Raw genomic sequence first — 19,350 nt, 5'->3', positions numbered from 1 at the left:
CTGTCCTTACAAAAGTTTATGCTAACGCTTCGGAAAGTGTGAAGGCCCCTCATCCGGCCCTGCGGGCCACCTTCTCCCCGCGTGCGGGGCGAAGGAAGAGGTGGCAACGCCGATCATGCGTCGCTGCCTTCTCAGGCGATGGTGCGCAGGTCCGCGACGCAGGCGGCGATGTCGCCGGCGGGGCGATATTCGCAGCCGAACGGGCCGGGATAGCCGCCGGCGGCGAGCGCGGGCAGAAGGCGGGCGAAGTCCGGCGAGGCCGCCGCTCCGACGCGCGGCTCGTCGCGTCCCGGGTAGGCGGCGATCTGGACGTGGCCGACCCACGGGGCGACGGACGCGAACGCGGAGAGGATGTCGCCGTCGGTCAACGCCGCCGCATGATAACAATCGAACAGGATCTTGAGCCGCGGATGGTCGATCTCCTCGATGATCGTCCGCGCCTGATCCATACCGTTCAGGAAATAGCCCGGGATGGCGATCTTCGAGATCGGCTCGATGAGGATAATCAGGTCCGTCGCCCCGAGCGCGTAGTCGAGTGCCGCCCGGTAGGCGGCATCCGCCCCCACATCGTCCGTCTTTCCGGCGACGACGTGGATCGCCGTCGCCCCGATGCGGCTCGCGACGGCGGCCGCCGCGTCGATGTCCCGCCGGGCTTGGTCCGCCGCGCCCGGGATCGCCGCGCACCCGGAGGTGTCGCCCATGCGGACATTGATGCCGAGCACGGGAAGCGCCGCCGCTGTGAGCGCGTCCGCGAGCGCCGACGGATCGGCGCTCTGCGCCTCGTCATGGAATTCGAGCGCATCGAAGCCTGCGGCCTTGGCGGCGGTGATGCGCTCAAGGAACGGCCGATCCTTGAACAGAAAGCCGGTATTGGCGGAGAAGCGGAAGCCCACCTCGTTGCTCCTTACGCCGGCGCACCGAGCCGGCGCGGCATGTAGCCCACGAAGCCCGTGATCTTCCAGCCCGCCGCGGTCTTGGCGCAAAAATAAAGCGTCTGCCAATCGAGGCGGTCGATGCCGCCGTCGGCGCGGGCAACGGTGCCGTCGAACTTCTTGTGGGCGATCGCCCGCGCGCCGTTGATCTCGATTTCGGAGAGATCGGTCGCGCGGAACAGGGCATCGCGCAAGGGCTCGGCATAGCCGGTCGCCGCAGTCGCAGCCGCCTGGCGCAGCCATTCGTCCCGATAGGCCTCGAGCGTCGGGAAGGCCATCGTCCAGCGATCGGGGTTCGCCTCGAAGTGGGCGTGGATGCCCGAGAACCCCGCAGCGATGAAGTCGCCCTCCACCATCCCCCAATCCTGTCCGAGGAAGGCGTCGATGTCGCGCTCGACGAGCATCGTCCAGATCGCGCGCCGATCGGCATCGTCCGCGAAAGGGTTGGTCATGCTGCCCATCTTTGCCTGCCCATTTTCAGAGGAAGATCGCCCGGTGCTGCTCAATCGACCCGGCCGCGTGCGGCGACCGGAACCGTCTCGACGACCGTATCGCCGCGGACGAGATGGACGGCGTCGAACAGGTTCGAGACAACGCAGGCATGGTTCGGAATGATGCGCAGGAGGTCGCCGACCTGGGGCCGCGTCTCGCCGCAGGCGGAGAGGTCGATCACCCCGTGCTCCTCGCTGAGCGCCTTCACCACGGCGTCCTCATAGCCGACGACACGGCCGAAGCCGTCGAGCCCGAGGGTGTCGCTCGTCAGCGCCTTGGACCCGGCATCGACCACGGCGCGGTCGGCGGTCGGCCGGCTGACGACGGTCGTCAGCACCGTGAGCGCGCAATCGTCGAAGCTGCCGACGCCCTTCTCGACCTGAAAGCGGTCGAGATAGATGTAGGTGCCGGGCCGATGCTCGGTCGCGACAGAGACCTCGCCGGCGTGCCAGAGGTCCGGCGTGCCGCCGTTGGAGACGATCGCGGGCGGCAGACCGCGGGCGCTGAGGAGCGCGACGGCCGCCTTCAGCCACGCGTTCGCGGCCTCGACCTTGCCGGTCGCCGGATAGGTCATCAGCCCGCCGAAGACGAGGCCCGGCGCGGCGGCGATCGTCTCGGCGAGCGCGAGCGCCTCCTCCGGCGTCTGCACGCCGCAGCGCCCCATGCCGGTGTCGCATTCGACGAGGACGCTCAGTGGCTCGGCCGCGGCGGCGAAGCTGCGCGACAGGCCGTCGACGACCGCCGCGCCGTCCGCCGTCACCGACAGGCGGATGCGGCCCGCGAGCGCCTTGAGGCGGGCGAGCTTCGCGGGACCTACGATGTTGTAGGGCAGGAAGATGTCGGTGATCCCGGCATCCGCCATCACCTCGGCCTCGCCGAGCTTCTGGCAGGTGATGCCGACCGCGCCGAGCTCGATCTGGCGCTTGGCGAAGCGCGGCAGCTTGTGGGTCTTGATGTGCGGGCGCAGCGCGAGCCCGTTCGCGTCGGCATAGGCTTGCGCGCGGGCGAGGTTCGCCTCGACGCGGTCGAGATCGATGAGGACGCAAGGCGTTTCGAGACGATCGAACGGCACGGTTGAGGTTTCCCGAATGAGGCGGCCGCCGGGTCAGTCCCCGAGCGGGAGATGGGTGGCGTCGCGGCGGTTGAGGCCCTGGTGATGCTTGATGCGGCGCATCCGCTCGACCGCCGGGGTGCCGATCCGCTCCGCCACCGCCATGGCGAGGAGATCGGTCAGCGCGAGCATCGCATAGCGCGCCGGCGACGGGCGAAAAACGTCGAGCCCTTCGTCGACACGGAACGGAAAGACGATCGCCGCGGCATCGGCGAGCGGCGAACCCGGCGCCGTGAAGGCGATCGTCGCCGCCCCATAATGCCGGGCGACGGTGACCGCATCGACGACGGAGCGGACCTCGCCCGAGACGGAATAGGCGACGACGGCGGTCTCGGCATCGGCCGCGGCGGCGGTCATGCGCTGCACCTCGCCGTCTATGTGGGATGAAATCGGCACCCCCAGCCGGAACAGGCGGGTCTCGAGCTCCACCGCGGCGAACGACGACGTGCCGCCGGAGCCGTAGGCCCGCACCATCCGCGCGCCGACGACCCGTTCGGCCGCGTCCGCCAGCCGGCCGAGATCGATGCCCTGGCAGACCGCCTCGATCGCCCCGTGGGCTCCGGCGGCGATCATCTGCGGCATCCGCTCACCGGGATCGCGGCGCACCGCCGGCCGCATGTAGCGCCCGGCGGTCGCTACCGCTTGCGCGAGGCGGACCTTGAAGTCGCGCAGGCCCGTGCAGCCGAGCGCGCGGCAGAAGCGTGTCACCGTCGGCTCGCTCACCGCCGCGCGCAAGGCGAGGTCGGCGATCGGCGCGCGGGTGGCGAATTCGGGATCGGCGAGCACTTCGGCCGCGAGGCGCTGGTCCGACCGGCTGCCGGCGATGGCGATCTCCCGCAGCCGGGCCACCAGATCGATATGAGGCGCCGTCGTCACCGCCTCACAGCCGTTCGCCGGTGCCGGCGTCGAAGACGTGGACGTCAGCCGGGTCCACCGTGAGCGGCAGTACGCTGCCGGGCTCGGCCGACACGCGCTCGCGCAGCACGCAGCGAACCTCCGTACCGGCAATGGAGCCGAACACGTGAGTCTCGGACCCCGTCGGCTCGACGACCTTCACCTCGAAGGGCACGCCATCCCCGGCCGCTGCCACCCGGTAGCGCTCCGGTCGGATGCCGATCTCGACCGCCTGGCCAGACGTCGCATTGGTTTCGCCGACAGGCAGAACCACACCGGAGGCGGTGCGAACCCGCGGCGCGCCGTCGCCGCGCTCCAGGATGCCGGGAATGAAGCTCATCGCCGGCGAGCCGAGGAAGCCGGCAACGAAGCGGTTCGCCGGCCGGTCGTAGAGATCGAGCGGCGCGCCGACCTGCTCGATCCGCCCCGCATTCATCACCACGATCCGGTCGGCCATCGTCATCGCCTCGATCTGGTCGTGGGTGACGTAGACGATGGTCGTCTTCAGCGCCTGATGCAGCGCCTTGATCTCGGTGCGCATCTGCACGCGCAGCTTGGCGTCGAGGTTGGACAGCGGCTCGTCGAACAGGAAGAGGTCCGGCTCGCGGACGATGGTGCGGCCCATCGCGACGCGCTGGCGCTGGCCGCCGGAGAGCTGCCGCGGGAAGCGGTCGAGATAATCGGTGAGGTTGAGCGTCGCTGCCGCCTTGGCGACCTTCGCGGCGATCCCCTCCTTCGGCTCGCGGCGGATGCGCGGGCCGAAGCCGACATTGGCGCGCACGCTCATATGGGGAAACAGCGCGTAGCTCTGGAACACCATGGAGATGTTGCGCCCCTGGGGCGGCAGGGTGTTGGCGAGCTTGTCACCGATCCACAATTCGCCCGACGAGATGTCGTCGAGGCCGGCGATCATCCTGAGCAGCGTGGATTTTCCGCAACCCGACGGACCGACGAGCACGACGAACTCGCCGTCGCGCACCTCGAGGTCGATGCCGTGGAGGATGCGGGTGTGGCCGTAGGCTTTGACGAGGTCGTTGATCTTGAGCGAGGCCATGGTTCCCCTTCACGCCCCTTGGATGACGTCGCGCACGAAGCGCAGATTGCCGGCAGTGAGCCCAGCATCGACCGGCAGAACGGTGCCGGTGATGCCCGACGCGAGATCGGAGGCGAGGAAGAGCGCCGCCTTCGCGACCTCCTCCGGCACCACCATCCGACCCAAAGGATAATGCGGCAGCACGCGGTCGAGCAGGTCCGGCGCCTTCTCGAGTCGATGGTCCCAGGCGGCGGTGCGCACGGAGCCGGGGCAGACGACGTTCGCCCGCACCCCCGCCACGCCGCGCTCGACCGCGACCGCGCGGGCATAGGCGACCAGACCGGCCTTCGCCGCGGAATAAGCCGGGTTGCCGTAATGGGCGAGTGCGTTGACCGACGAGATGAACACGACCGCGCCGCCGCCCCGCCGCGCCATGCTCTCGATCGCCGGTGCCGCGATGTGGAAGGCGCCGGTGAGATTGGTGGCGAGCTCGGAGGCGAACACGTCCGCATCGACGTCGCCGAGGGTTTCGCCGCGGGTGAAGCCGGCATTGGAGATCAGCACGTCCGGCGCCGCACCCGCCTTCTCCAGCGCCGCGACGGCGTCGCGGGCGGCGGCGGCGTCGGTGAGATCGAAGGAGAGACGATGCTCGAGGGCGAGATCGGTCATGAGATCGGCCGACCGGTCGGCGCCGGAGACTCGCGCCCCGGCGGCGGCGAAGGCGGCGACCAGAGCCCGCCCGATGCCACCGCCGGCGCCGGTGATCAGCACGGCGCGGCCGTCGAGCCCGAAGGACAGGGGGAAGCAATCGTCATCGGCCGCGATCTCGGAACAGGCTCGATCCGAGGGGCGAAGCGCCCCTCCAGGAACCACAAGCAAAAGGGGCATTCTGAAAAAAAGCAACACGAAATATGTTTGTGAGCGGTCGAAAATGGGCATTGCGCGAAAATAAATTACATAGAACACTGCCCTCGGATCGCGTTGCCGCGCGGGGTCGCCACCATGAGGTGCAGCCCCGTCTCGGCAGGCGCCGCCTCTCCAAGCACCCCCGGATCCAGATCCCGGAGGGTGCGCAAATAAGAGCTGACACGGCCTCGGCCGGCTCCGGTCTCCCCGCGGGCTTTCCAAGCCTCCGGCGCATCGGGTTCGGCGGGTGCCCCTTCCACCAGAGGACAGGACCGAATGACGACGTTCAAGAGCAAGAGCCTCTTCGCCGCCGCCGGGCTTCTCGCCGGCGTGGCGCTCACCGCGTTCGGCGGTGTCGCCGAAGCCGGCACCGTGCGCGTGACGGTCGCGGAATATTCGAGCGGCACCGGCCCCTATTTCCAGGAGGCGGCGAAGGCGTTCGAGGCCGCCAATCCCGGCACCAAGATCGCCATCGAGGTGGTGCCCTGGGACAACCTCCAGCAGAAGCTGACGACCGACATCTCGGCCGGCGCCAACCCGGACCTCTCCATCATCGGCACGCGCTGGCTGCTCGACTTCGTCAGCCAAGGCATCGTCGCCCCGCTCGATCCTTACGTGACGCCGGCCTTCAAGGACCGCTTCATCCCGACCTTCCTGACGCCGTCGATCATGAACGGCAAGGTCTACGGCCTGCCGATCGCCGCCTCCGCCCGCGCCCTCTATTACAACAAGGACGTCTTCAAGAAGGCCGGCTATGACGAGGCCCCGAAGACCTGGGCCGACTTCAAGACGGCGGCCGAGAAGATCAAGGCGACCGGCGACGGCGTCTACGGCTTCGGTCTCCAGGGCAAGGAAATCGAGACCGACGTCTATTTCTATTACGGCCTGTGGTCCTATGGCGGCAACATCGTGCAGGACGGCAAGTCGGGCATCGACAGCCCGGCCGCGATCGATGCCGCCAAGCTCTACAAGAGCTTCATCGACGAGGGTCTGACCGAGCCCGGCGTCACCTCCTATAACCGCGAGGACGTGCAGAACCTGTTCAAGCAGGGCAAGGTCGCGACCGTCATCACCGCGCCCTTCCTGTCCGGCCAGATCGCCAAGGAGGCGCCGAAGCTCAATTACGGCGTGGCGCCGATCCCGGCCGGCCCGAACGGCGACCAGGGCACCTACGGCGTGACGGACTCGATCGTCATGTTCGAGAACTCGAAGGTGAAGGACGAGGCCTGGAAGTTCCTCGACTTCCTCTTCACCACCGAGCAGCGCACCAAGTTCGACAAGATCGAGGGCTTCCTGCCGGTCAACGCCGAAGAGGCGAAGAACCCGATGTTCGCCGACAATCCGGACCTCAAGGTGTTCGCCTCGCTGTTGCCGAAGGCGCACTTCGCGCCGGTGATCCCGGGCTGGGAAGACATCGCCCAGACCACCTCGAACGCGATCCAGAAGATCTATCTCGGCCAGGGCGAGATCGAGCCGACGCTGAAGGACGCGGCGGCGAAGATCAACGAAACCCTGTCCATGAAGTGATCTGAACGGCGCCACCGGCCGGGTCGGGCCGCCCCCACGACGGGGCGGCCCGACCCGGCCGTTCGCCGGAGCCCGACGGACGCATGAACCGCACCCTCGCCCCCTATGCGCTGATCCTGCCGAGCTTCCTCATGGCGGCGGTCATCATCCTGTGGCCGCTCAAGGAGATCGTGTCGCTCGCCGTCCACGACGTGAACCGCTTCGGCATCCTCCGCGACTTCATCGGCCTCGACAATTTCCGCACCCTGTTCGCCGATCCCGACTTCATCGCCGCCCTGTGGCGGACGCTCGTTTGGACGGTCGCGGTGGTCGTCGGCACCCTCGTCGTCTCGGTGCCGATCGCGCTCATCCTCAACGAGGATTTCTACGGCCGCGGGTTCGCCCGTATCCTCATCATGCTGCCGTGGGCGGTCTCGCTCACGATGACTGCGATCGTCTGGCGCTGGGCGCTCAACGGCGAGAGCGGCATGCTCAATTCGGCGCTGCGCGATCTCGGCCTGATCGATCAGAACATCCAGTGGCTCGCCCAGGCTGCCACCGCCTTCCCGGTCCAGATCCTCATCGGCATCCTGGTCTCGATCCCGTTCACGGTGACGATCTTCCTCGGCGGCCTCTCCTCGGTGCCGGACGATCTCTACGACGCCGCGGCGATCGAGGGCGCGGGAAAGTGGGATCAATTCCGGCTGATCACCCTGCCGCTGCTGCGCCCGTTCGTGAACATCGCCTTCGTGCTCAACACGATCTACGTGTTCAACTCGTTCCCCATCATCTGGGCGACGACCCAGGGCGGCCCGGCGAACTCGACCGACATCCTCGTCACCTATCTCTACAAGATCGGCTTCCGGCTCGGGAAGCTCGGCGAGGCGGCGGCGGTCTCGCTCATCATGTTCGCCATCCTGCTCGTCTTCACGATCATCTATGTCCGCCTCGCGATGCGGGAGGAAAAGCCATGAGCCGCAAGAAGCTCGCCCGCTCGGCGCTGTTCTGGCTGCTGCTCTCGCCGATCGTGATCGCGGTGCTGTTTCCCTTCGCGGTGATGTTCATCACCGCCCTGAAGCCGGCGACCGAGGTGCTCGACCCGACCTGGTGGCCGAGCGCGGTGCGCTGGCAGAACTTCACCGAGATGTGGACGGTGACGGGCTTCGCCCAGGCCTTCCTGAATTCCTTCTACGTGTCGGTGGCGACGACGGTGCTCACCATCGCGGTCTCGATCCCCGCCGCCTACGCCCTGAGCCGCTACCGCTTCAGGGGCCGCGAGGCGTTCCGGCAATTCCTCCTCGTCTCGCAGATGCTGTCGCCGATCGTGCTCGTCATCGGCCTGTTTCGGCTCGTCGCCGGCATCGGGCTGATCGACAATCTCGGCATGCTGACGATCGTCTACGTCGCCTTCAACATCGCCTTCTGCGTCTGGATGCTGCAGAGCTATTTCTCGACCATCCCGCTCGATCTCGAGGAAGCCTCGTGGATGGAGGGCGGCGGGCGGATGCGCACGCTGTTCGCCGTGTTCCTGCCGCTCGCGGTCCCGGCGATGGTGGTGACGGCGATCTTCACCTTCATCAGCGCCTGGAACGAGTTCGTCATCGCGCTGACGATGCTGCGGCGGGAGGAGAGCTACACCCTGCCGATCCGCATCTTCTCCCTCGTCTCCGGCCGCTACACCGTCGAATGGCACTACGTGATGGCCGCCGCCTTCGTCGCCTCGGTGCCGGTCGCGATCCTGTTCGCCTGGCTGCAACGCTATCTCGTCCGCGGCCTCGCCCTCGGCGCCGTCAAATGATCCCGGACAACGGAGTGCCTACCTCATGACCCGCCTTCATTTCGGTGCCGCCCACGTGCCGCTCTCGCCCGCCGTGCGCGCGGGTGACTTCATCTTCGTCTCCGGTCAGGTGCCGACCGAGGCGGACGGCAGCGTGGTGGCGGGCGGCATCGAGGCGCAGACCCGCAAGGTGATGGAGAACATCGCCGCCGCCCTCGCGCTTGCCGGCGCCGGCCTCGAAGACGTCGTGAAGACCTTCGTGATCCTCTCCGACGCCCGGGATTTCGGCGCCTTCAACAAGACCTACGCCACCTATTTCCCGGAGAACCCGCCGGCGCGCACCACGCTCGAGGCGCGGCTGATGATCGACATCAAGGTCGAGATCGAGGCCGTCGCCTACAAGCCGCTCGCCTGAGCGGCCGCCGAACCGCTCCCCGTCCCGGGCTCCGCAGAGCCCCGAGCCCGACCGATCATGCGCATCTTCACCGCCTCGCTCGCCACCGAAACCAACACCTTCTCCCCCGTGCCGACCGACCGGGCGAGCTTCGAGGCCGCGTTCTATGCCGGCCCCGGCGCCCACCCGGACACGCCGACCTTGTGCTCCTCGCCGGTCGTCGTGCTGCGGCGGCGGGGCCGCGCGGAAGGCTTCACGGTCATCGAAGGCACGGCGACCTGGGCGGAGCCGGGCGGCCTGCTCCAGCGCCAGGCCTACGAAGACCTGCGCGACGAAATCCTCGACCAGTTGCGCGCCGCCCTGCCCGTCGACGGCGTCGTTCTCGGCCTCCACGGTGCGATGGTCGCCCAAAGCTACGACGATTGCGAAGGCGACCTGCTCGCCCGGGTGCGCGAGATCGTCGGCCCCGACGTGCTGATCGCGGCCGAGCTCGATCCCCACAGCCATCTGACGAAGAAGCGCGTCGCCAACGCCGACATCCTCGCCGCCTTTCTCGAATTCCCCCACACCGACTTTCTCGAGCGCGGCGAGCACGTCGTCGATCTCGCCCTGCGCACCCTGCGCGGCGAGATCAAGCCGGTGATGGCGACCTTCGATTGCCGCATGATCGACGTCTTCCCGACGAGCCGGGAGCCGATGCGCGGCTTCGTCGATCGCCTGAAGGCGCTTCAGGGCCGCGACGGCGTGCTCTCGGTCTCGCTGATCCACGGCTTCATGGCCGCCGACGTGCCGGAGATGGGCACTCAGACGCTCGTCGTCACCGACGGCGACCGGGCGAAGGCCGAGACGCTCGCCCGCAGCCTCGGCCTCGAAATCTTCGCCCTGCGCGGCCGCACCGCCATGCCGATGCTCGACACCGAGGCCGGGCTCGACAAGGCGGCGGCGCTCGCCGCGGCGCAACCGGGCAAGCCGGTGGTGATCGCCGACGTGTGGGACAATCCGGGCGGCGGCGTCGCCGGCGACGGCACGCTGATCCTGCGCCGGATGCTGGAGCGCGGGCTCGACGACGTCGCGGTCGCCACCATCTGGGACCCGATCGCGGTCACCTTCTGCCTCGCCGCCGGCGAAGGCGCGGAGATCCAACTGCGCTTCGGCGGCAAGGCGGGACCGGACGGCGGTGCCCCGATCGACGCCGTGGTCGAGGTTGTGCGCGCAGTGCCGGAATCTTGGCAGAGCTTCGGCGCGAGCCGCGTCACCCTCGGCGCCACCGCCCTGATCCGCCTCAAGGGCACGGCGACGGAGGTGATCCTCAACACCAACCGCACCCAGACCTTCGAGCCGGACATCTTCTCCAATCTCGGCCTCGACCCGTTGAAGAAGACGATGCTGCTCGTCAAATCGACGAACCACTTCTATGCCGGATTCGCGCCGATCGCCGCCGAGATCGTCTACATCGACGCCGGCGCGCCCTACCCCTCGCACCCCCGCGAAACGAACTACAAAAAGCTCGCCCGCGAAATCTGGCCGAGGGTGGAGAACCCGCACGGCGGGTGAGGGACGGAGCCGAGGACTGCGGCGAACCTCAGCCCTAAAGCCGAGCACGATCGCAGCTATGTCCCATCTCAGAATAGTCGCACTTTGCACCGCACAGATACGATAGAACTTTATTATCTACATAGATTGTACATTTTACTTTGTTATTTACGAATTTTATTATTTAAAATTGCCAGATACACAGCCAATTATACATAGCGGATTTTTTTGGATTCAGTTTCTCAGAAATTTAACCACTAGCATGAACACAAATTACGAATTAAACGCTCCTAACGATAGCCCTCTTGTTATCCACAGGCCATCTGGTCGTTCAGGAGCAGCGCTGCTACTATCTTGGCGCGAGATTTCCGCTCGCATACGCGCTGTCGTAACTGCGGCGCAAGAGCTAATGTGTCGAGAAAACGGGGGCGCCGTCAATGAGGACGCCACTGCATGACTGGAGCGGAGATCTCGCACCAATACACTTCGGGCGAGCGCAATTCATATGCCAATACCGAAAGAATTTCATAGTGAGAAAGATCTTCTCGAGTACTTGGGGATAACCGCTGCCGAATTAAACAAAATATGGTGGCGCCGAGATTGGATGTATCACAACTTTAACATTGGGCACCACGGCAGAAAACTACGAGTTATTAATGCCCCCAATGACAGGCTTAAGTATATTCAAAGGCGCTTACTAAAAGTAATTTCAGGTATATATAGCGTTCGCGATCCTGTTCACGCTTACGTTGAAGGCAGATCAATCAAGACAAATGCAGCTTCACATTTGAAGAGTAAGTATATCGTTAATCTTGATCTATCGGACTTCTTTCCATCGATAACCGAGGATCGCATAGTCGGCTTGATGAATTCCCTATGCATTACCCCTCGTGTATCAGCCATAATCGGTAGATTGTGTTGCATGGGCGGGTACCTTCCACAGGGGGCACCCACAAGTCCAATGCTATCCAACATGATTTGCTTTCGCATGGATCGCGATTTTCTTTCTATAGCTAAGCGATATCGTTATATTTACACGCGATATGCAGATGATATCACAATATCAAGCAGAAGCCCATTGACAAACCTGTTCGCAAGCGGAGCACCTCCTGTCGGGCATTTCGATGCAAATATTCTATCAAAGGACGTAATATCAATTATATATACAAATGGATTTAACATAAACTCGCAAAAGTGCCATTACGCAGACCGACACTCTCGCAGAATGGTTACAGGACTTAAAGTGAATGAATTTGTCAACTTGGACAGGAAATTCATTCGGAATATCAGATCCACCTTATACTCTATAGAGAAATTCGGCATCGCGAAGGCGACTGATGAATTTATTAGTAAACACGCCGGCAAGGGAACACTACACGCCCATCTACGTGGCGAGATTGAGTGGCACGGTCACATCCGTGGGCGTTCCGATCCAGTATTTAGGAAAAATGCAGATCGGTTTAATCTGCTATTTAAGCCAAAAATATTAGTCGAGCCTACGTATGAAGAAATACGAAAATTTGCAGTTTGGATTGTCGACAACAACACAGCCTGCGATCAAGGCACATGCTTTTTTGTGCATGATATCGGCCTCATAACGGCTGCTCATTGCGTCGAGGGAGCGACAGATATTGATGTCTATAACCCCCTTAATCCGACCCAAAAGTACAAAGCAAACGTGCAGAAGATAGATAAACATCTTGATTTAGCCATTCTCTCCCACTCGATCCCAACTTCTCAGTACAGAAATATTAAGATATCCAAAGTACGCGCTTCGGTCGGGCAATCTATTATCGCAGCCGGCTATCCTGACTACGGCCCCGGCGACAGCCTAAGCATTCGAACTGGCACGGTATGCTCACTCTCCATGAAGAGCGGAGTGGGGCGAGTTGAGGTTACGCAAAAATTGTCATCCGGAATGTCAGGTGGCCCGCTTATTGATCGCGACAATTGCGTTTTCGGCGTTATACACAAAGGCGGATCAACCGAAGAAAAAGATATTGCAGTAGAAATCAGTGAGCTGACGAAGTTAGTCCACGCGTAGAATATTATAAGTAACGTAATATTATTTTGATATAAACATAATCGTTGTTCTTCTTTATTACAGATTCTCTCGGAGAAATACATATATTATTATAGCTTACCGCACAACGCAATGATGAGATACCCCCATATACAAAGGAGAAGAGGGAGCGGCGGCTCCCCCCTCACCGCGTCGACAGCGGCAGCGGTGGGGGCGGCGCGGTGGTGCCGAGGCCGAGGGAGCGTTGCACCATCACGGTGTCGGCCCAGCGGCCGTAGCGATAGGCGACGCCGGGCAGATAGCCGACCCGGGTGAAGCCGAAATGGTCGTGGAGGCCGAGGGAGGCGGCGTTGTCGGCGTCGATATAGCCGATCATCTGACGGAAGCCCGCCGCCGCGCAGGCGTCGATCAGCCCGCGCATGAGCAGGCCGCCGATGCCCTGGCGCACGCAGGCATGGTGCACGTAGATCGAGTGCTTGACCGTGTAGCGGTAGGCCGGGCGCTTGCGGAACAGGACGACATAGGCGTAGCCGACCACCGTCTCGCCGCGCACCGCGACGAGGTGCGGGAACCGGCGGCTCTTGAGGTTCTGTCGCCGGTCGCGCAAGTCGTTCGCCTCCGGCGCGTCGCTGTCTTCGAGCCCGAGCTCGACGCCGCGGGCGATGTGGTGGCGATAGATCGCGAGCATCGCCTCGATGTCGCCGTCGCGCGACGGCCGCACCACGATCGGCGGCCCGTCCGCCGCCGGGCCCGGCCCCGTCGCCACCGCGTCGTGGGCCGAGACGCCCGTCTGCGCCGGCCCCTCGCCGGCCGCGCCCTCGCCCACGTCGCTCACGCTCTCCCGACCCACGTCACGATCCGTCCCGTTGACACCCGTTCGCCCGCCGCGGCGGCGCCGCACCCGCTCATTCCGCGACGACGTAAGTATGCAGCCGGACGCGGCCCGATGCATCCACCTCGCGGTAGAGACCCTGGATCTCCACCTCGAAGCCGGGGAAGGTGTTGAAGCACGTCTCGAACATCTTGAGGTAGGCGATCATCGGCGCGGCGCGCTCGGTCAGCCGTTCGCCCGGCACGATGGTTGCGATGCCCGGCGGATAGACCACGAACGGCGTCGTCGCGATGCGGCCCGCGATGTCGTCGATCGGCAGATAATCGACCTCGTTGCGCACCAGCCGGCGCGCCGCCTCGCGCGGCGACAGCGCGATCTCCGGCAGATGATCGGCGGAGAACTGCTTGCGCTGGAGCGCGCTCACCCCGCAATCGCGGAAGAAGCGGTGCATCTCGCCGCAGAGATCGCGCAGCCGCACCCCCTGATAGCGCGCCGGGCGGCGGCGGTAGAATTCGGGGATGGCGTCTTCGAGGAGCGCATTGTCGTCGTGCAGCCGCTTGAAGGCGACGAGCCCCGAGATGAGGGTACCGGCCTTCGAGGCCTCGACGCCCGGCGTCATCAGGAAGAGCAGCGAATTCAGGTCGTTCTTCTCGGCCACGATGCGGTTCTCGCGCAGATATTGCGCGACGATCGGGGCCGGAATGCCGTGCTCGGCATAGTCGCCGCCCGCGCCGTCGAAGCCGGGGGTGAGCAGCGTCAGCTTGTTCGGATCGGTGATGGCGAAGCCCGGCGCCATGTTCGGAAAGCCGTGCCAGGCGGCACCGGGGGTCAGTTGCCAATAGGTCGGGTCGGTCGCGAGCAGGTCCGTCGCGACGCTCTCCCACGGCACTTCGTGGGTGGCGCCGGTCGCGACGTCCGGGATCGCGACGCGATCCGGCACGAACGGCTCGAAGAACCAGCGCCGCTCCGGCCGGCTCTCCTTGTCCTCGAACTCCCGCTTCAAGGCGCGGATCTTCTTGCGCAGCTCGATGCCGAGCCGGATCGTGTCGTCCCACAGGACCTCGCCCGAGCGGCCCTTCATCATCTGCGCGCCGACGTCGAGGGAGGCGAACAGCGGATAGAACGGCGAGGTCGAGGCGTGCTGCATGAAGCTTTCGTTGAAGCGGCGGTGCTCGACGCGCCGGCGCTGACCGGTGATGTGCCGGTCCTTCATGTGGATCTGGGACGCCTGCGAGAAGCTCGCGAGCTGCTTGTGGGTCGATTGGGTGGCGATGATGCCGGGCGAGTCCGGGCCGAGACCGTTGAGCCCCATGGCGAAGCGGCCCGCATAGAGCGGGTGGAACTTCATGAAGCCGGCCCAGGCCTCGTCGAACAGGATGTAGTCACAGAGATGGCCGATGCGGGCGAGGATCGTCTCGGCGTGGTGGATGGTGCCGTCATAGGTGCACTGCTCGACGACGGCGACGCGGAAGGGCCGCGGCTTCTTCCAGGCCTCCGGGTCGGTGACGAGCGGATGGGTGCGGATGCGCTCGCGTAGCGCCGTCTCGTCGAACGCCTCGAGCGCCATCGGGCCGATCAGGCCGTAGGCATTGCGCTCGGTCGGCAGATAGACCGGGATGCCGCCGGAAATCATCAGCGCGCCGTGGTGGGCGGCCTTGTGGTTGTTGCGGTCGAACAGGACGAGATCGCCGTCGGTGACGAGGGCCGAGAGCGCGACCTTGTTGGAGGTCGAGGTGCCGTTCAGGACGAAATATGTCTTCTCGGCGCCGAAAATCTTGGCCGCTTCCTTCTGCGCCGCGAGCGCGGGACCCTCGTGGGTCAGGAGATCGCCGAGATCGAGCACGGAATTGTCGAGGTCGTCGCGGAACACCGCCTCGCCGAGATGCTCCATGAAGACACGGCCGATCGGGCTGCGGCTGTAGAACACGCCGCCGTTGTGGCCCGGGCAGGTCCAGAGCTGGTTGCCCTCCTCGGCATAATCGACGAGGGCGCCGAAGAACGGCGTCTTCAGCGTCTCGGCATATTGCTTGAGGCGGCTGATGAGGTTCTTGGCGATGAAGGCCGGTGTCTCCTCGGAGAGGAAGACGTAGCCATCGATGAAGTCGAGCACCTCGACCGGCACGTCCTCGAGCCTTTTGCGGCGGATCAGGAGGATGATCGGGAAATCGAGGCCGCGGCGGCGCATCAGGTTGATGAGACCGGCGGTCTTGCCCTCGAGGCCCTTCTTGCCCCAGTCGACCATCATGCAGCCGATCGCGGCATCGGTCTGCACCGCGATCTCGGCGTCCTCGAGATTGCGGGCGCGCACCACCTCGAAGCCCGAATGCTGGATCTCGGTGACGATCTGGTTGAAGCGGACGCCCTCCAGATCCTCCGCATCGAAGGTCGGGGCGGCGAAGAGGAAGGTGAAGCGTCTGAAATAGTCCATGAGGGCACCCGCGCTTGTCCGACCCCGAGGTGTCGGCAACTTCCATGACAATGCGACGACAGTGTTGCAACGCCGTGCGCGCAAAGCGGGGCCGCGGAGTGGCGCGAGGGCGCCCCGCCTCAATATTCGAAGATTTTGCGCAGGATGCCCGGGGTGATGGTGGAGACCGGGTTGAAGCTCAAGGCCGGGGCCGTGATGGGGCCGCTCAGCTTGAAGGTGATGCCGATCAGACCGCCGTCGGTGCCGCCGCCGAGCAATTCCCCGAGCACCGGGATGCGGCCGAACAGGTTGTTGAGGGCGAAGATCGGAATGAAGGTGCCGGCGAGTTCGAGGGTCTGGGCCTTGAGGTTGATGGTGCCGGCCGCGGTGCCCCCCACCGTCGGGCCCTTGAGCACGCCGTCGGTCAGATGGATCGTCGAGGCGTCCGCCTCGAAATGCACGTCGAGCGAGGCGAAGGCGGTCGAGGACGGCGGTGACGGCGTCTCCGCCGCGGCGCGCTGCAGGCTCGGCGCCTGTTTCGCCTGATCGTAGATCTTGGCGAGCGCCGGCTCGGACACGATGCGGAAATTGTCGACCTGAAGCGTGCCGCTCGTCTTGTCGCCTGCGTTCACCGCATCGATGGTGCCCTGCCCCCCGGTCATGCGCGAATAGAAATCGAGGAAGCGCAGCACCCGCCCGGTATCGCCGAGCGAAGCCGTGATGGCCTTGCCGCCGTCCTTCGGTGCGACGCTCACGGTGACGCCGCTGCGCGCCGAGCCCGTGCGGGCACTGAGGTCGAGGGCGGCGATCCCGCCCTTGGCGAAGCTCGCGGTGAGATCGACATCGTCGAGGGTCGCGCCGCGATAGCCGACGAGCTTGCCCACGCTCGCCTTGATGTCGATGTCCGGAGACGCCTTCGCCTTGCCGCCGGAGCCGCTGCCAGCCGCATCGGACGTGCCGGACTTCTTGATCTGATTCACGAGCCCTCGGCCGTCGAAATTCTCGGCGTCGACCTTGATCGCGTAGCCGCCCTTCTTGGCGTCGACGCGGACGCTCGCCTGATCGCCGGGGCGCAGGGAGAAAGTCGGGAAGCTCGCCGAGATGAGCTCGCTCTTCGGCCCGAGTTGCATCGATCCCTCGACATCGACCCCGTCCGAGGTCACGACGAGGTTCTCGATGCGCCGCGTCGCGCCCTTGTCGACGAAGTCGAACACCGCCTCCGCCGGTACGCCGGGCCCCTTGGTCCAGCCGATGCCGGGCAGCGTCAGCGAGGCCTTGGTGAGATCGACGTCGAAGGTCTGCCGGCCATCCGCGCCGCCCTTCATGGTGACGCCGATCGGGCCGGTGAGGAGGCCGCCGAGATCGAGGCCGCGGGCCTTGCGGTCGGCATCGGTCAGCACGACGGTCACGTCGCTGTGGCCGAGGGCGCCGGCCTTGCCGAGCGGTTGGGTCAGGTCGACGGTCGCGGCGAGCCCGTCCACGTCGGCCTTGCCCTTGATCGTCATCAGGGAATTGTCGGCTTTGACGACGACATTCGCCTTGTCGATGCGGTGATCCTTGATCGGCGCCGACGAGCCCACGTCATGCAGATCGGCCGTCATCTGCCAGGCGATCTCCTTGGGATCGATGACGTCGCGCATCGGCCCGTCGAGAGCGAACGTCACCTTGGCGCTGCCGGAAAGCGTCGCGGGATCGATGCCGAGGGGCTTCATCGCGTTGATCGGATCGTCGTCGGCGAGCGACCCGATCGCGATGGCCGAACCGACGAGGTCCGCGCCGAGCCAGCCGTGCATTGGCCGGTCGCGCACGCTGCTCGTGCGATAGGTGATGTTCGAGGCCGCGATCGGGCCACCGATGGGCGGCGTCACCGTTCCAGATGAGACGTCGAGGGCAATCTTGTTGTCGCGGAAATCGACCGTTCCCACGGCATCGGTCAGCCGCGGCAAAGTTCCGGGCAGCTTGAAGATGGCGTGGTCGAACACGACGCTGCTGATGGCCGGCACCTGCGTCGGGTTCGGGATCGTCGGATCGCCTTTGAAGTCGATCGCGTTCGCCACGATCTTCATCGAGGCGGTCGAAATGTGACCGCCGAAGATGTTTTCGAGGAGCCATTTGCGTGCCGGCGGCACGACGAAGCTCGGCCACAGCCGGACGAACGTGTCGTAGGAGACGTCGGTCGCGTGGCCGTTGATCCAGCCGCGTGGGCCGCCGGGTGTGAAATCGAACTTGGCGTCGCCCTCGGCATAGGAGGCGCCGGCCTTCGCGGTGATCTTGGGGATGTCGAGGATCTGGGCGGCAGCATCGAAATAGCCGGTCGCCGTCGCCGATTCGATCACCGCCGGCGGACCCGGGATGTCCGAAGGCGCGATGAGCGCGCGCGGCATGGTCAGCGAGAAGCGCCACCGCGCATCGGTCGGGTCCGGGGCGTTGATCGTGCCGGCGACCACGACCTCGGAATTGCCGAACAGGATCGGCGACGGGGTCAGCGCGAAATCGTCGTGCTCGGGCCGCCAGGTCAGCGCGATGCCGGCCCGCTTCAGCCGGGTACCGTCTGGGCCGATGCGGATATAGCCGGCGCCGACATTGAGGGTGCCGGTCGCGGCGACCGCCTTGCCGTTCGCGTCGAACCGCGCATCGACCTTCGGCGCCACCGTGAGATCGGCGGAGATCGTATCGACCCCGAGCGCCTCGGCGAGCCCGATGCCGTCGGCGCTCATCTTGAGTTGGAAGCCGCTGTCGCGGGCGGAGCGATCGAACGAGGCGCTCCACAACTGCGCATCGACCCAGGCCCGCATCGTCCCCTGGATGAACCCGCCATCCCGCGCGTTCACGGTGACGTCGATGCCGTCGAACACGAGCGGAGGCGCGTTGGGCGCCGAACGGGGGACCTGGAGCTGGCCGGAACTGACCGTGAAAGTCTCAAGCCCGCGCTGCCGGGCGAGTTCGGCGATTCGGCGGAGCCGCTCGTTGAGCATTTCGAGAAGGGCGATCGGCTCCGGCCCCGCCGACCGGGCGGCTCCGAGCGGCGCGAGTTCGACGCTCGGCTGCTCGATCGAGATCGAACGGGCCTTGAGCGATCCGGTCAGCAAGGCGAGATCGTCGAGGTCGATCACGACGGCCGGCACGGTCGCCGTCGCGCTCGGACCAGCGACGACGACGTTCTTGATCGCGATCACGAAACCGTTCTCGAAATTCCAGCCGATCTGCGCCGTCCCGACGCGGGCCATGCCTTCGGCGCCGGCGAGGGTCGAGAGGATGCCCTGGGCCCCGCGGGCGACGAAATTGATCTGGATCGGTCCATAGCCGAAGCGCGCGCCGAGCCCGGCAATGAGAATGGTGACGACGGCGGAGAGCACGATGATGCTGCGCAGGCAGAACACGCCGATATGCGCAGGGACGCTCCTGCGCTTGCGCTTCTCCGCGCCCTCGACGTTCGCCGTTTCAGCCATTCCGCATCCTTCTGATCATCTCCCAGACTCGACGCTGCGCCTCGATTCGTCCACCGGCGGA

General features: G+C 65.3%; 16 protein-coding genes and 1 pseudogene. 8 read left to right on the top strand and 9 right to left on the bottom strand.

Features of this window, described 5'->3' with window-relative positions; translation table 11 throughout:
• Positions 1-131 precede the first annotated feature (131 nt).
• From F0357_RS16055 to F0357_RS16030, 6 genes are read right to left on the bottom strand one after another with little or no spacing between them, the layout of a single operon-like run.
• Complete coding sequence (locus F0357_RS16055) at positions 132-893, bottom strand: TIM barrel protein (protein ID WP_208948376.1); 762 nt, start codon at positions 891-893, stop codon at positions 132-134.
• A gap of 11 nt (positions 894-904) precedes the next feature.
• Positions 905-1,393, bottom strand: a complete 489-nt coding sequence (locus F0357_RS16050) for a hypothetical protein (RefSeq protein WP_153484237.1) — start codon at positions 1,391-1,393, stop codon at positions 905-907.
• A 41-nt stretch (positions 1,394-1,434) separates the two neighbouring features.
• Positions 1,435-2,496, bottom strand: coding sequence for a D-TA family PLP-dependent enzyme (locus tag F0357_RS16045; protein ID WP_312861623.1), 1,062 nt, complete (start codon positions 2,494-2,496; stop codon positions 1,435-1,437).
• A gap of 33 nt (positions 2,497-2,529) precedes the next feature.
• Positions 2,530-3,411 carry a MurR/RpiR family transcriptional regulator gene (locus F0357_RS16040; protein WP_312861621.1) on the bottom strand — a complete coding sequence of 294 codons (882 nt, stop codon included), beginning with the start codon at positions 3,409-3,411 and terminating at the stop codon, positions 2,530-2,532.
• Between the two features lie 4 nt (positions 3,412-3,415).
• Positions 3,416-4,483, bottom strand: a complete 1,068-nt coding sequence (locus tag F0357_RS16035; protein ID WP_153484234.1) for an ABC transporter ATP-binding protein — start codon at positions 4,481-4,483, stop codon at positions 3,416-3,418.
• Positions 4,484-4,492: 9 nt separating this feature from the next.
• A complete protein-coding gene (locus F0357_RS16030; protein ID WP_312861721.1) occupies positions 4,493-5,227 on the bottom strand; it encodes an SDR family oxidoreductase in 735 nt (244 codons plus the stop codon).
• On the opposite strand from F0357_RS16030, the gene F0357_RS24650 reads away from it, so the two are divergent.
• The 8 genes and pseudogenes from F0357_RS24650 to F0357_RS25280 all read left to right on the top strand — a co-directional run bounded on the left by F0357_RS24650 (position 5,108) and on the right by F0357_RS25280 (position 12,622).
• The gene (locus F0357_RS24650) at positions 5,108-5,383 is read left to right on the top strand and encodes a hypothetical protein (protein WP_246161747.1); all 276 of its coding nucleotides are present in this window, start codon (positions 5,108-5,110) and stop codon (positions 5,381-5,383) included. The two genes, F0357_RS16030 and F0357_RS24650, sit on opposite strands and share 120 nt — an antisense overlap.
• A gap of 261 nt (positions 5,384-5,644) precedes the next feature.
• Entirely contained in the window at positions 5,645-6,895 is a 1,251-nt protein-coding gene (locus F0357_RS16025; RefSeq protein WP_153484222.1) for an ABC transporter substrate-binding protein, read from the top strand.
• 83 nt (positions 6,896-6,978) lie between these two features.
• Entirely contained in the window at positions 6,979-7,848 is an 870-nt protein-coding gene (locus F0357_RS16020; protein ID WP_153484220.1) for a carbohydrate ABC transporter permease, read from the top strand.
• Complete coding sequence (locus F0357_RS16015) at positions 7,845-8,672, top strand: carbohydrate ABC transporter permease (protein ID WP_153484217.1); 828 nt, start codon at positions 7,845-7,847, stop codon at positions 8,670-8,672. Before F0357_RS16020 ends, F0357_RS16015 begins: the two co-directional genes overlap by 4 nt.
• A gap of 25 nt (positions 8,673-8,697) precedes the next feature.
• On the top strand, positions 8,698-9,066 hold the full coding sequence (locus tag F0357_RS16010; protein WP_153484214.1) for a RidA family protein: 369 nt from the start codon (positions 8,698-8,700) through the stop codon (positions 9,064-9,066).
• A 57-nt stretch (positions 9,067-9,123) separates the two neighbouring features.
• Positions 9,124-10,599, top strand: a complete 1,476-nt coding sequence (locus tag F0357_RS16005) for a M81 family metallopeptidase (protein WP_153484210.1) — start codon at positions 9,124-9,126, stop codon at positions 10,597-10,599.
• Positions 10,600-11,083: 484 nt separating this feature from the next.
• A pseudogene (locus tag F0357_RS25285) lies at positions 11,084-11,773 on the top strand (reverse transcriptase family protein); the annotation flags it as partial.
• Positions 11,774-11,821: 48 nt separating this feature from the next.
• Positions 11,822-12,622, top strand: a complete 801-nt coding sequence (locus F0357_RS25280; protein WP_312861720.1) for a S1 family peptidase — start codon at positions 11,822-11,824, stop codon at positions 12,620-12,622.
• Between the two features lie 163 nt (positions 12,623-12,785).
• Here F0357_RS25280 and F0357_RS15995 read toward each other — a convergent pair whose 3' ends face one another.
• From F0357_RS15995 to F0357_RS15985, 3 genes are all read right to left on the bottom strand, one after another.
• Positions 12,786-13,289, bottom strand: coding sequence for a GNAT family N-acetyltransferase (locus F0357_RS15995; protein WP_153487131.1), 504 nt, complete (start codon positions 13,287-13,289; stop codon positions 12,786-12,788).
• A gap of 217 nt (positions 13,290-13,506) precedes the next feature.
• On the bottom strand, positions 13,507-15,861 hold the full coding sequence (locus F0357_RS15990; protein ID WP_153484203.1) for an Orn/Lys/Arg family decarboxylase: 2,355 nt from the start codon (positions 15,859-15,861) through the stop codon (positions 13,507-13,509).
• A 119-nt stretch (positions 15,862-15,980) separates the two neighbouring features.
• A complete protein-coding gene (locus F0357_RS15985; protein WP_153484199.1) occupies positions 15,981-19,289 on the bottom strand; it encodes a hypothetical protein in 3,309 nt (1,102 codons plus the stop codon).
• Positions 19,290-19,350 lie beyond the last annotated feature (61 nt).

This window comes from Segnochrobactrum spirostomi, from assembly GCF_009600605.1.
GTDB classification, from domain to species: Bacteria; Pseudomonadota; Alphaproteobacteria; order Rhizobiales; family Segnochrobactraceae; genus Segnochrobactrum; species Segnochrobactrum spirostomi.
This window is presented reverse-complemented; position numbering and strand designations above follow the sequence as displayed.

Coding starts and splice junctions, on each gene's coding strand:
- F0357_RS16050 (WP_153484237.1), bottom strand. CDS start 1,393: ATGGGCAGCATGACCAACCCTTTCGCGGACGATGCCGATCGGCGCGCG.
- F0357_RS16035 (WP_153484234.1), bottom strand. CDS start 4,483: ATGGCCTCGCTCAAGATCAACGACCTCGTCAAAGCCTACGGCCACACC.
- F0357_RS24650 (WP_246161747.1), top strand. CDS start 5,108: ATGCTCGAGGGCGAGATCGGTCATGAGATCGGCCGACCGGTCGGCGCC.
- F0357_RS16025 (WP_153484222.1), top strand. CDS start 5,645: ATGACGACGTTCAAGAGCAAGAGCCTCTTCGCCGCCGCCGGGCTTCTC.
- F0357_RS16020 (WP_153484220.1), top strand. CDS start 6,979: ATGAACCGCACCCTCGCCCCCTATGCGCTGATCCTGCCGAGCTTCCTC.
- F0357_RS16015 (WP_153484217.1), top strand. CDS start 7,845: ATGAGCCGCAAGAAGCTCGCCCGCTCGGCGCTGTTCTGGCTGCTGCTC.
- F0357_RS16010 (WP_153484214.1), top strand. CDS start 8,698: ATGACCCGCCTTCATTTCGGTGCCGCCCACGTGCCGCTCTCGCCCGCC.
- F0357_RS16005 (WP_153484210.1), top strand. CDS start 9,124: ATGCGCATCTTCACCGCCTCGCTCGCCACCGAAACCAACACCTTCTCC.
- F0357_RS15995 (WP_153487131.1), bottom strand. CDS start 13,289: ATGCTCGCGATCTATCGCCACCACATCGCCCGCGGCGTCGAGCTCGGG.
- F0357_RS15990 (WP_153484203.1), bottom strand. CDS start 15,861: ATGGACTATTTCAGACGCTTCACCTTCCTCTTCGCCGCCCCGACCTTC.
- F0357_RS15985 (WP_153484199.1), bottom strand. CDS start 19,289: ATGGCTGAAACGGCGAACGTCGAGGGCGCGGAGAAGCGCAAGCGCAGG.